The organism is Pseudoalteromonas sp. NC201 (assembly GCF_002850255.1).
In the GTDB taxonomy this organism is placed as follows: domain Bacteria; phylum Pseudomonadota; class Gammaproteobacteria; order Enterobacterales; family Alteromonadaceae; genus Pseudoalteromonas.
Map to the genome: position 1 here is coordinate 3539475 of NZ_CP022522.1, position 13190 is coordinate 3552664.

Below are 13190 nucleotides of genomic sequence, written 5' to 3' on the forward strand. Positions count from 1 at the left end.
TGGAATAACCCCTGATAAATAGCATAAACTCTGAGCCTAATGCAAAAACATGGAGTTTCACATGCCACACTTTATTCTTGAACACTCAGCTAATTTGCCAATTGAAACCGAGGCGTTAGTATCGCAGGTGCAGCAATTTGCCTGTGCATGTGGCTTGTTTGATCCAACTTCCGTCAAAACCCGTGCTGTTGCTTTTGAGCATTTTCAGTTAGGTGATGGCAAACAAGGGTTTATTCACCTGCAGATCCATATGATGGCTGGTAGAACATTAGAGCAAAAACAAATGCTCACGGAAGGTGCTCTGAAGCTTTTGCTCGCAAAGGTCGGGGAGCATTTTGCGCTCAGTGTCCATTGCTATGATTTATTATCCGATATTTATCGCAAAAACTAATTTATTATTCGAGTTATTTAACTATGAAATTTCCATGTAGATTGGAGAAATTTTTGAGCCACGTTGCAGAGATACCACGCAGCAAGGTCAAAATTAATATTAAAAAAGGTCTCGTTACCGTCAATGGCAATATCGTCAAAAAAGGCGACATCCAAGTCACCCCAGCAGACCACATTACTTTTGATGGCGAACGCCTAGAGTATTTGGGTTTACGCTACTATATGCTAAACAAACCACAAGGTTATGTATGTGCAAATAGTGATGAATTACACCCAACAGTATTCGATTTAATTGAAGAACCTAACTTAAAAGATTTTCATGTTGCAGGTCGACTGGACATCGATACCACGGGTTTAGTACTGCTCACTAACGATGGTGATTGGTCTCATCAAATCACCTCGCCGAAGAAACAAAAGTTTAAAACCTATGTACTAGAAAGTCGCGACGAACTCACTGAAGAAGCGCTAACACAGCTTGAACAAGGCGTTGAACTACATGGTGAAAAACAAGCAACCCTGCCAGCAAAAGCGGAGCTTATTGATAAATTTGCACTACGCTTATCTATTTGCGAAGGAAAATATCATCAAGTAAAACGCATGCTTGCCGCAGTTGGCAACCAAGTAGTTGAACTTCATAGAGAAAATATTGCAGGGATCGAACTTGATCCAACCCTTGCTGAGGGCGAATACCGCCCATTAACTGATGAAGAAATAAGCATAATTAATGCAAGTTAGTCATCGTCTTTAGGTAGTATGAGTAAATATCATCTCAAAATCGCCTCCTTAGGGCATTAACCTACTTACAACTTCCCCCTAAACATGCTAAATCATGTAGTGAGAGTATTTTTAGGGGGCGATCCTGTGTTTTCTAGTTTCACATTAAAAGCAAAAATAATTACCTTTGCCGCCGCAATATTTGTTTCATTACTTGCCGTTGCCTTTGTAGGTCTTCAAGCTCTGCGCCATGCCAGTGAAAGCGATAATATTGCGCGTATCAACCAATTAATGAAAAGCACCGTTAATATTGTTAAACAGTTTGAGCGCTTTGCAGAGCAAGGGGAACTGACTGAGCAACAAGCAAAAGAGATGGCAATTCAGGTTTTAAGAGAAAATAAATACCATGACTCTGAGTATGTGTATGTTGTTAATGACAAAATGGACTTCGTAGCAACACCTCATGACCCCCAACTGCATAACACCAGCTTTAATGACTTTGAAGATGCTGACGGCAAAAGCATAGGCAGCATGGTGAAGCGCTTAGTCGGTAACCAATTTGATCGGATCATTACCTACAATTGGACTTCACTGCGAGATGGAGAAGTTGTCGACCTGACTTCAGTGGTACAAAAAACACCAGGGTTTGGCTGGTATGTCGGCACAGGTATTAGCTACAAAGAAGTAAACGATCGTTATTGGGACACCGCAATCTGGTTAGTCGCACTTTCTTTAGCGGTTGCCGTTGCATTGACCACCGCACTTGCGCGGTTTGGACTGTCTTTGAATAACAAACTTGGTGCTGAAATCAATGATGTGCTCGAAATCGTAAAACATGTTTCAAGAGGAAACCTAACTACACCTATCAATACTGCTGACTGCCAAGATTATAGTATTCTCGCAGCCATGGACTATATGCAAGGCGGATTAAAAGGAGTAGTTGAAGGGCTTAAAGAAGCAACTAAGGCGCTACAAAACCAAACATCAGACAGTGAGGTACGCTCAGTAGAACTTGAGAATCTAACTCGTAGTTTAAATGCAGAAACTCAAATGGTGGCTTCAGCAATTACCGAACTCACAGCATCAGCACAAACCGTTGTCGAACATGCGGAGCAAGCTGCGGATTCAGTTCAAGAGGCTGAAAAGCAAGGTAATGCTGCCGACAAACTGACAGCTCAAGCAGCAACTGAAATTGCATTATTAGAGCAACAAATTGACAGCGCTGGTAATAATATTCAAGTACTAGATGAAGAAGTATCTAATATCGCTAATGTACTTACCGTTATCCAATCTATCGCCGAGCAAACCAATTTATTAGCCCTCAATGCTGCAATAGAAGCTGCTCGAGCTGGAGAGCAAGGACGAGGCTTTGCTGTCGTAGCGGACGAGGTCAGACAGCTTGCTCAGCGCACTCAAACCAGTACAGAAGAGATCCGTACCATGATCACTAAACTGCAAAGTGCAACTCAAGATGCGAAGGCTTCTGTAAGCTTGAGCATTGCAACAAGCGAAAAAACGGTGAGTATGTCATCTAAGGCATCTCAAGCGCTTGTACAAGTCGCCGATTCTTTAAAATCTATATCGCAGATGAGTCATCAAATAGCTCAAGCAGCCAAAGAACAGTTGGATGCAGGAGAAGATACAGCCAAACGTGTCGTTGTTATCTCTGACACGGCCTCACAGACGGCAAGTGTGTCTGAAAAAGCACATAAAGCGACTGATACAATTAAATCTTTATCTGGAAATCTAGAGATTGAGATGGCCAAATTCAAAGTGTAATAAGTCAACTTTATTCTTATTTTTCATACAATTAGCCAAGTGTAAATTTATATAAACTGTTAATTGAAAAATTTCTTTAATTTTTCATTCACCTTGTGTTTATTTGGTGTTAAGTTTGTACCCACAGAGAGTTTCAGTTTTAGTAGTCTCAAGAGACTTCTTTGTTTGTTATAATTGCAATAATATATGCAACCTAAAGTTTGAATGCTTGATTGCGTAGAGATCAAGCAAACTTAATAAGGACTATGATAATGCAAAAACTAAATTTGAAAGAATGTAAAAAAGTTTCTGGTGGTGGTATTTGGATGCCAGATGAACCAGCAGCTAACAGTGCTGAAGCTAATGCAAATACCAAATCTAGCAAAGCCAATTAAAGATTATTGTTAGTTATGGAAAGAAAATTCGCACTCGGAGACTTACTACTACCATATGTCTTAGTTGTAGTAGGAGTCTTCATTATACACGATGTTAATTTTCACTTTTTTCTGACGTACACGGCACTTATATCTCTCTGTTTTGGTGTGGGATTACGACTGAAGGATGTGAACATATGTATTCTGTCCATCTTATGCCTGACTCCCTTTGTTCTTGAAACACTCGTGTTTTCAACCGGATTAATTAGCCTATCATCTTCCCCTGAGAATAGATTATTTCAGAATAGTTTGATTTTCGGCATTCACCTAATTATCGAGTTAATAGTGCTCGCCCCACTCACTTACCGGACAGAATTAACCAAAAAACTTTTCCCAAGATATAAAATTAAATACACCTTTGCGGATAATATATTTCCATGGTTGGCTATCTTAGGAGCTTTGTTCACATTCGCTACTATTGTCGAAAATTACCTAAGAAATGGTAAAGGCTATGATGTGACTTTCTTTTTCTACTCTTCCGATATTGCAGGATATATTCTGTACTCAGCAAAATGTGGAATTATGATAGCTTTAACAGCCCTAACATACAAAGAAGAGTACGATTACGCACTCCCAAGCTTGCGCAAGAAACGCTAGTAGTTTTTTGCAAAGTAAGGGTTATTCAATTTGATGCCTTCACCTTCAGGCGGTAACACTAAACGATATTTTTGTTTTAATCGTTTTAATTCACCAGACTCTTTAAGCTTAGCAAGCCCCTCCTCGAGTGCATAAGCAAGTTTTGGCTTGTCTTTATTCACAAAGAAGTAAAAAGCGGTTGAATACTCAAGGTGAAAATCAGGTACGATCATGAGGTTTTCGTTATTTTGTGCGATCAATTCTGAATTTGCCTCAATCACCGAGCGTGGAAAATAATCCGCTTTTTTATCCGCGATTAAATTAAACATGGTTTGATAATCGGAAATAGGCCTGACCTTCAGACCGTTATAACTAAGAATTTTAGTATCGGGCCAATCGTGTCCTTGTACCGCGGTAAAGCGCTTTAATTCATCAAGCGAACGAACCGTTTTTATGGCTGGATAAACATCTTTATGAACAATCAGCACGCGTTTACCAATAAGTCCATCATACAGTGGGACTTTAATGGGAATAGCGATTTGCTCGCGTGCGGGGCTGGTCATAGACCAGTGTAAATCAACCTTACCTCGGCTTAGTGCCATTAACGTACGCTGTTGATGAGGATGGATCTTGATGTGTTCGATTTGAGCTGAGTACTTAGCAGCAGCCAGTGCCTTTTCTAGTAATTCATAAAGATAAAGATCGCGATCGTACAAGGTTCGCGCTTCTTTCGCGACATAGATTAACTCGGGGGATTGCGCTGCAATACAAGCACTTTGAAACACCAGAGCAGAGATAGTTACACCCAACTTTAACTTCATCGCACAACCCTCTTTAGGGGAAATAATACTACAATCAAAAGTATTTTTACGGATTGCTATTACTATTGCGTAATTAAAAATATAGTCAACCTGCATTTTCCAGTCGTACAGTCGATACCGTAGGCTTACGACGGTTACAGACAAATAAATAGCTATTACGATAGCGCTTTGCTTCTTTCTTAGCATCTGTTGCTAAAGCTGCAACTTGATGCGAATTAATACAGTGTTGTAAATCTGGTCTCACTAAGCCAATCGATAAAGTGAGTAAAGGTACAAATTGCTTTTGCCCTTCACGATTTGTTGCCCAGTAACCGCCAGCACTAACATGCTCGGGAGTAAAAAAGGCTTTTGATTTAAGCTCAAACTGAGTGATGATCTCATGACACAACACTTCTGCATCATTATTATCGAACACCACCATAAAGTCGTCGCCCCCGATATGCCCAACAAAACTTGAGCTCTGTGCACATACATCAACTGTCACCTCGGCAAGTAGCTTAATCACACTATCACCACTTGCATATCCATATAAATCATTAAACTGCTTAAAATGATTAAGGTCGATATATGCTAGAGAAAAGTCATGATGTGAACGTAACCTTTGCTCTATTGCCTCATTTATCGCGACATTGCCCGGCAACATGGTTAATGGGTTGGCATGTTGAGCATGACGAATTTTTTCTTCTGTGATGTGCTTGAGTATGTCTCTCAAGGGCGCTAAGCCAAGATAACGACCATCTCTAGTAATAATGATATGACGTCGAATATCAAATTCATGGTCGGTTATTTGTTTACTCACCGTATCAAGCTCTTGCTGCTCATCCACCACTAACGGCTGTTTATCCATCAACTTAATCACTGATTTCTTATCGAAGAGTGCATGACCATATGGTGCCGCAAACACCTCAGTCAGTTGATCTCTGTGTAGCAGCCCTACAGGCTCTCTAGCATCATTAACCACAGCAAGGCTGGTTAGCTTACGATCTTGTTCAAACAACCTATGAGCATCGATACATTGCGTACATTCATGGATAGCATTGGCCTCTTTGGCAAGCCAGCCGATTGCCATCGACTGCTCAAATTGATTGAAGGCCGTTTTGGATTCCGTGTGTAAAAGTTTAAACAGTGCGAGTTCAGTGGGAGGTTTGCGAGTTGGCTTAGCAAGTAAGAAACCCTGCGCAATCACTATACCGAGCTGCTCAATAAGCTTCAGCTCTTCAATTCGCTCAATTCCCTCGGCAATTACTTGAGTACTGGTGGCTTTAGCAAGCTCGATAATGGACTTTAAAAACTCGCGTTTCACCACACTTTGGTCACAATGGTCGATGAAGTATCTGTCGACTTTGACGTAGTCAGGGCATAACTCCGACCACTTCTTGAGACCAGAATAACCCGCTCCCAAATCATCAATCGCAATTTGAAATCCAAGTTCTCGATAATGGGTAATTGTAGTTAGTAGCAGATTCGCGTCATCTACTTTGTCTTGCTCAGTCACTTCAATGACGACACGCTTGGGATCGAGCCCATACACTTCTGTAAGATGTCTGGTTTCGCCCTTTGGGTGGCTCGGATCAAGTAACGCTTTTGGACTAACGTTTAAAAATAACTTACCAGGAAGGTTGAGTGAGACGAACTGCTTAATAGCGGCTTCACGACAGATAATCTCCAGTTCTGACAAACGCTCCTGCTTACTCGCAATCGCAAAAAGCTTGTCTGGAGATTCCAACAATGAGCCGGACATGCCACGACTTAATGCTTCAAACCCTAAGATTTGCCGTTTCGCAAGATCGTAGATAGGCTGAAACAGAGTAAATACAGCTTTTTCTTTTATTATTGTATTAAGTACTAACGTGCGCGAAGGATCCACAGCATTAAACTCACTGTAAAAGTATAATCGCGCACGGTAGCAACAGAGTATGACAGATATATGTCAATCGGGTGAAATGTACCCAATTTGCAATTGAATGATTTTCAACCGCTTACTTTAGCGCCCGCTCTACCTGATCAAAGTGTGCAATCACTTCCACAATTTCCATCTCTGCACTCTTATAGTCTTCTGCGCCACTAAAGCCTTTCATCGCAATCGCTTGAACCGTTGCTGGATGCACTAATAAATCTTTTGCATGGTAGCAAACTGGGTCATCAAACTTGGGTAATTTGCCATCTGCGTGATAACCCGTTTCAATCTCTTCAAGTGGTAAAGTAGGAATGATATCCGCAGCCTTATCCAAGGCATCTAGATAAGTCTGGCACTGAGGGTACTTAGCCACAAACTCATTTAGCAAAGTTCTAGAAAGCGTCACAAGATCGGCGGATTGTGTTTCAAGTGCTGCAGCATCTTTCTCGATACGAATATCTGCAAGTAAGGCCTCTGCTTGAACTTTGTATTGTGCTAAAGATGAAGTTGCTTCTGTAGTTACAGATCCGGTTTGTTGCTCAAGCTCAGGTTGCTTAGAACATGCGGTCATTAATGTCAGTGCACCAACCGCCATCGCAAATTTGTACATAAGTATCTCCTTTATTGATAACGATTATCATTATATAGTAATGTAATATTTTAGAAACAATAAAATGACGTTTTACAGGCAACAAAAAAGCGGCCAAAAAGCCGCTTTCGATTATTACATCAAATTCCATGATTAAGGCATAGCGTCTAGGTCTGCACCTTCTTTTTCAACTTCTACCGGGATCAAATCTTCTTTGCTAACGCCCATTGCTACTGCAACTGAACTCGCCACATAAACAGAAGAATAGGTACCGATAAATACACCGAACAGCAGGGCCGTCGCAAAACCATGAATGGTTTGACCGCCCCATACAAATAGCGCTATCAATACAAGGATAGTCGTGATTGAGGTCACTAATGTACGATTAAGCGTTTGTGTCAGTGAAATGTTGATGATCTCTAAGGTGTCATCAATACGTACTTTACGGAAGTTTTCACGAATACGGTCAGACACAACAATAGTATCGTTAAGTGAGTAACCTATTACCGCCAATATTGCCGCCAAAATAGTTAAGTCAAACTCCAGACCTAAGATTGAGAACAGCCCCATTGTCAGTACAACATCGTGGAAAAGTGCAAATACCGCACCTACTGCAAAGCGCCATTCAAAACGAAAAGCAACGTAAATCAAGATACAGATAAGCGCGGTTAGCATCGCCAAGCCACCCTGCTCTTTGAGATCTTCACCAACACTTGGACCTACGAATTCAATGCGGCGCATCACCACACTTTCATCCGCTTGTTTCAGCGCGGAGATGAGTTGGTTACCTAATACTTCAGCTTTCACGTCGTCCCCACGAGGGGCGAGTCGTACTAATACCTCTTGGCTTGAACCAAAAAGTTGCACAGAGGCATCGGCAAAACCGCTCTCGGCTAATACACTACGTACCTTTGCTAAGTCTGCTGGCTGCGAGAATCCAACTTCAACTGCCGTCCCACCAGTAAAGTCCAAACCAAAGTTTAGTCCTTTCACCATAAACGAGCCGATTGAAGCCAAGATCAACAATGCCGAAAAAGCCATGGAAAGCTTTCTTGCCGACATAAAACGGATTGTGCCTTTTAAGTTTAATAATTGCATGTCCGTCTCCTAGATTGATAGCTTTGTGATACGTCTGCCACCGATGATGGCATTAATAACTGCACGCGTACCAACAATCGCTGTAAACATCGAGGTAATGATACCGATAGCTAGGGTTACCGCGAAGCCTGCAATTGGGCCTGTACCGACAGAGAATAGGATCACAGCTGCAATTAAAGTGGTGATATTTGCATCAAAAATCGTACTAAATGCACTATCGTAACCATGGTGAACGGCTTGCTGTGGACTGCGGCCTTCCGCTATTTCTTCCCGAATACGCTCAAAGATAAGTACGTTAGCATCAACGGCCATACCTACAGTTAATACGATACCGGCAATACCTGGCAGCGTCAGCGTCGCGCCTGGGATCATCGACATCACACCCACAATCATGATGAGGTTAGCCGCAAGCGCCAAGTTTGCTACCAGACCAAAGCCTTTGTAGTACAGCAACATAAAGGCAAGAACAAAAGCAAAACCAAGCACAACCGCAGTCATACCCGCTTCGATATTTTCCTGACCAAGGCTTGGACCTACAGTACGTTCTTCAACGATTTGAATTGGCGCAACCAGTGCACCTGCACGTAGTAGCAAGCTTAAGTTATGCGCTTCTGCTGGGCTATCAATACCGGTAATACGGAAAGAGCTGTTTAAACGCGCTTGAATCGTGGCAACGTTAATCACTTCTTCCACTTTGATTGGTGGTAACGCTTTGCCATTTTCATCTTTCTTGCCAGATGGTTTGTATTCGATGAAAACCGTCGCCATACGCTTGCCGATGGCGCGTTTAGTAAAGGCATTCATTTTTGCCCCACCTTTGCTATCAAGTTTGATATTCACCTGAGGGCGCTGATATTCATCCATACCAGATTGCGCACCTGTGATATGCGTACCTTCAAGAATAACGCGCTTTTTAAGCACGACAGGATAACCATCTTTATGCGGGATCACTTCCGTGCCAGGAGGAATACGACCTTGTGCTGCTGCACGCACATCGGCATTTTCGTCTACTTCACGGAACTCAAGCGTCGCCGTGGCACCGAGAATTTCTTTCGCGCGAGCCGTGTCCTGAACACCTGGAAGTTGAACAATTATGCGCTCACCACCTTGACGTTGAACATTTGGTTCAGCAACACCTAGTTGGTTAATACGGTTACGAATAATGGTTTCGTTTTGCTTGATAGCGTATTCGCGCAGCTCTTTATATTTAAGGTCGCTAAGGCTTGAGAAGAAAGCAAGGCTATCGCTGCTATCATTGATAAAGTCGTTACCTGGATAACGCTTTTTCAAGAAGCTCATTGCCGCGTCTTTGTCCTCTTCCGAACGCATCGTTACTTGTACACGTTCACTATTAGAAACCCGACGCACCGAGCGATAACGCAATTTTTCTTCACGTAAATCACTCTTAAAATCTTGCTCCATTTGCTCAAGTGCATTGTCCATCGCCGTGACCATATCCACTTCCATAGTGAAGTGAACACCACCACTTAAATCTAGACCAAGCTTCATTGGATTTGCACCTAAGTCTTTTAACCACTCAGGTTGCGCCGGAGACATATTGATTGCTGAAATGTAATCATCGCTTAAGCTATTACGCAAAATATCTTGTGCTTTAAGCTGATCTTCAACATTTTTGAAGCGGACAAGGATTTGACCGTCTTCTAACACAGAAGATTTTACGGCAAGGTTGTTCTTTTGTAGGGTTTCGTTAACTTGATCTAATACACTGAGCGTCGCATCAGCACCTTTTGTGCCAGACACTTGTATGGCCGGATCGCGACCATACAAGTTAGGTGTGGCATAAAGAATACCGATAGCCAACACAGCGAGAACAAGTAAGTACTTCCACATTGGAAACTTGTTTAACACTGGGCTATCCCTTTATTGTTATTCTTATAGAGATTTCATTGTACCTTTAGGTAACACAGCTGAAACCGCTGACTTTTGCACTGTTACTTCAGTTTGGTCGTTTAGTGCGATTACAACAAAGTCTTTATCATCAGCAACTTTAGTGATTTTACCCACAAGTCCACCTTGAGTTAGTACTTCGTCACCTTTGCCTAATGCACCCATTAGGTCTTTGTGTTCTTTAACACGCTTAGCTTGTGGACGGTAAATTAAAAAATAAAATACCAGACCAAAAATACCTAACATGATTAGCATTTCCATGCCACCACCAGCAGGTGCAGCTGCTGCGGTGCTAGCATGCGCGTTTGAGATAAAAAAGCTCATTTCACTTCCTCGTTTATAAATTAATTATTTTCTGTCAAACCAACGTCAGCCAACTCTGGCACCGCAATGCCACGGCGCGCATAAAAGTCTTCGACAAATTCATCAAATGTACCTTCAGATAAGGCGTTTCTCATTCCTTCCATCAGACGTTGATAATAACGTAAGTTATGGATGGTATTGAGTCGAGCGCCTAGAATTTCATTACACTTATCTAGGTGATGTAAGTACGCTCGAGAGTAATTCTTACAAGTGTGGCAATCACACTCCGCATCTAGTGGGCTAGTATCTGTTTTGTGTGCTGCATTGCGGATTTTTACCACGCCACCTGTCACAAACAAGTGACCATTACGAGCGTTACGCGTTGGCATTACACAGTCAAACATGTCGATACCGCGACGTACCGCTTCAACCAAATCTTCTGGTTTTCCAACGCCCATTAAGTAACGTGGCTTGTTTTCTGGCATTTTATAGGCACATTGGTCAAGAATATTGATCATGTCTTCTTTTGGCTCACCAACTGATAAACCACCAAGTGCATAACCATCAAAACCGATTTCTTCTAAGCCCTTTTGCGACTCGGCACGAAGCTCTGGGTACATACCGCCCTGAATAATGCCGAATAGCGCTGAAGGATTGTCAGCATGTGCATCTTTGGAGCGCTTAGCCCAACGTAAGCTTAGCTCCATCGAGTCTTTTGCTTCTTTTTCTGTCGCTGGATACGGCGTACATTCGTCAAAAATCATGACGATATCTGACCCTAAGTCGCGCTGTACTTCCATCGCTTTTTCTGGAGACAACATGATTTTCTCACCATTAACTGGTGACTTGAACAACACACCTTCTTCCGAAATTTTACGCATTGCACCAAGACTAAATACTTGGAAGCCGCCTGAATCGGTCAGAATCGGTTTATCCCAGTTCATAAAATCATGCAGATCGCCGTGCTGTTTGATGATCTCTGTGCCAGGTCTTAGCATCAAGTGGAAGGTATTTCCTAAACAGATATGTGCGCCCGTTTCTTTGAGCTCATCAGGGGTCATGCCTTTTACTGTGCCGTAAGTACCAACAGGCATAAATGCAGGCATTTCTACCACACCACGGTCAAAAATCAAGCGACCTCGGCGAGCCTTACCCTGTTTGCTATCTAATTCAAATTTCATTGTTACCTCGTTGTCGGAAAAACAGTCCAACTTTGACTAAAAAACGTGCTAAGCCAATGCTTAGGGCAGTGATCTTTCGATTCTACCAAGATTACTAGCGCAATTCTAATATTGGGATAAAAAACACAAAGTCCATATCGAGCTTGCAACTTTACAGCCATAAAACGCAAAATGCCCAGCAACACTGGGCATTTTAATAGCTGTATGGCGTGAGTTACTTATCTTGCTTTTGCAAGAACATCGCATCACCGTAACTAAAGAAGCGGTATTTCTGTTCAATGGCGGTTTGGTAAGCCTTCATAATATGCTGTTGCCCTGCAAACGCACTCACTAACATGATTAGCGTTGATTCTGGTAAGTGAAAGTTAGTCACCATTGCATCTACCACGTTAAAACGGTAGCCCGGATAAATAAAAATATCGGTATCGCCGTAAAGTGGAGCAATTTCACCGCCGTTTGCTTTAGCCGCAGACTCAAGTGAGCGCACCGACGTAGTACCTACCGCGATGACGCGTCCTCCTCTGGCTTTTGCCGCTTTGATTGCCTCCACGACTTCTGCTGAGACCTCGATATATTCTGAGTGCATAACATGCTCTTCCACCGAATCGACTCGCACCGGCTGGAACGTACCTGCGCCCACGTGTAAAGTAACAAAGGCCATCTCAACACCTTTGTCTTTTAGCGTGGCCATCAATTCATCATCAAAGTGCAGTCCGGCGGTAGGTGCAGCGACTGCGCCTGGTTTCTCACCATACACAGTCTGATAACGCTCTTTATCTTCTTCATCATCCGGTCTGTCGATATAAGGAGGTAAAGGCATATGGCCAATTTTATCTAAAATAGCCAATACATTTTCTTCGCCCTCGAATCTCAACTCAAATAATTCACCGTGGCGCTGAACCATTTCTGCGGTTGCTTGGCCTTCAAGCTCAATTTTAGTACCAGGTTTTGGCGACTTGCTCGCTCTTACATGAGCAAGCACAGTCCGCTCATCTACAACGCGCTCAACCAATACTTCTAGTTTTCCACCACTGGCTTTTTGACCAAACATACGCGCAGGAATAACTTTAGTGTTATTGAAGATGATTAAGTCTTCTGGATTAATGAGTGCCAAAATATCTCTAAATACTTTGTGTTCTATTTCACCACTATTGCCATTTAAGGTAAGAAGACGACTGCTAGAGCGTTCCTTCATTGGGTGTCTGGCAATCAACTCATCAGGAAGATCAAAACTAAAGTCTGCTACGCGCATGGAAAGGCCTCATTTCTAAAAGTGCGCCAAGTCTAGTGCGGTGTTTTGGCGAAATCAAGTGCTTGTAACCTTGCGTAAATACCTTTAACCTAGCGAGTCTAAAACGGTAATCACCATGTAAAATTTTGTACGGTGTGCACCTTTGTTTAGTACGTTCTTTATTCTTTACGTTTAAACAATAACTTATCGCTATCGGCTATGATTACCGAGCAAAGTTCGTGTCACTGTTTGATTATTATCAAGCAGCGGTTAAGTACGATTTGCTAACT

12 protein-coding genes are annotated in these 13190 nt (G+C 42.4%); 4 read left to right on the forward strand and 8 right to left on the reverse strand.

Annotated elements, in window-relative coordinates; translation table 11 throughout:
• Positions 1-61: 61 nt before the first annotated feature.
• The 4 genes from PNC201_RS15520 to PNC201_RS23630 all read left to right on the forward strand — a co-directional run bounded on the left by PNC201_RS15520 (position 62) and on the right by PNC201_RS23630 (position 3257).
• Positions 62-391 carry a 5-carboxymethyl-2-hydroxymuconate Delta-isomerase gene (locus tag PNC201_RS15520; protein WP_102057560.1) on the forward strand — a complete coding sequence of 110 codons (330 nt, stop codon included), beginning with the start codon at positions 62-64 and terminating at the stop codon, positions 389-391.
• Positions 392-414: 23 nt separating this feature from the next.
• Entirely contained in the window at positions 415-1125 is a 711-nt protein-coding gene (rsuA, locus tag PNC201_RS15525) for a 16S rRNA pseudouridine(516) synthase RsuA (protein ID WP_199539666.1), read from the forward strand.
• A gap of 126 nt (positions 1126-1251) precedes the next feature.
• Positions 1252-2883 (forward strand): methyl-accepting chemotaxis protein, encoded by a 1632-nt coding sequence (locus tag PNC201_RS15530; RefSeq protein ID WP_102057562.1) that lies wholly within the window; start codon positions 1252-1254, stop codon positions 2881-2883.
• Between the two features lie 251 nt (positions 2884-3134).
• On the forward strand, positions 3135-3257 hold the full coding sequence (locus PNC201_RS23630; protein WP_264484056.1) for a hypothetical protein: 123 nt from the start codon (positions 3135-3137) through the stop codon (positions 3255-3257).
• 632 nt (positions 3258-3889) lie between these two features.
• On the opposite strand, the gene PNC201_RS15540 is transcribed toward PNC201_RS23630, so the two are convergent.
• From PNC201_RS15540 to queA, 8 genes are all read right to left on the reverse strand, one after another.
• Positions 3890-4693, reverse strand: coding sequence for a substrate-binding periplasmic protein (locus PNC201_RS15540; protein WP_102057886.1), 804 nt, complete (start codon positions 4691-4693; stop codon positions 3890-3892).
• 85 nt (positions 4694-4778) lie between these two features.
• Positions 4779-6560 (reverse strand): bifunctional diguanylate cyclase/phosphodiesterase, encoded by a 1782-nt coding sequence (locus PNC201_RS15545; protein WP_102057563.1) that lies wholly within the window; start codon positions 6558-6560, stop codon positions 4779-4781.
• Between the two features lie 112 nt (positions 6561-6672).
• On the reverse strand, positions 6673-7200 hold the full coding sequence (locus PNC201_RS15550) for a hypothetical protein (RefSeq protein ID WP_102057564.1): 528 nt from the start codon (positions 7198-7200) through the stop codon (positions 6673-6675).
• Between the two features lie 132 nt (positions 7201-7332).
• Positions 7333-8277: a protein translocase subunit SecF gene (gene secF / locus PNC201_RS15555; RefSeq protein WP_010607169.1), complete on the reverse strand. Its 945-nt coding sequence runs from the start codon at positions 8275-8277 to the stop codon at positions 7333-7335.
• A gap of 9 nt (positions 8278-8286) precedes the next feature.
• On the reverse strand, positions 8287-10146 hold the full coding sequence (secD, locus tag PNC201_RS15560) for a protein translocase subunit SecD (RefSeq protein ID WP_102057565.1): 1860 nt from the start codon (positions 10144-10146) through the stop codon (positions 8287-8289).
• A gap of 24 nt (positions 10147-10170) precedes the next feature.
• Complete coding sequence (gene yajC, locus PNC201_RS15565; RefSeq protein WP_010374166.1) at positions 10171-10509, reverse strand: preprotein translocase subunit YajC; 339 nt, start codon at positions 10507-10509, stop codon at positions 10171-10173.
• A gap of 20 nt (positions 10510-10529) precedes the next feature.
• Positions 10530-11669 (reverse strand): tRNA guanosine(34) transglycosylase Tgt, encoded by a 1140-nt coding sequence (tgt, locus tag PNC201_RS15570; RefSeq protein ID WP_102057566.1) that lies wholly within the window; start codon positions 11667-11669, stop codon positions 10530-10532.
• A 214-nt stretch (positions 11670-11883) separates the two neighbouring features.
• Positions 11884-12921: a tRNA preQ1(34) S-adenosylmethionine ribosyltransferase-isomerase QueA gene (gene queA, locus PNC201_RS15575; RefSeq protein ID WP_102057567.1), complete on the reverse strand. Its 1038-nt coding sequence runs from the start codon at positions 12919-12921 to the stop codon at positions 11884-11886.
• Between the last annotated feature and the right edge of the window lie 269 nt (positions 12922-13190).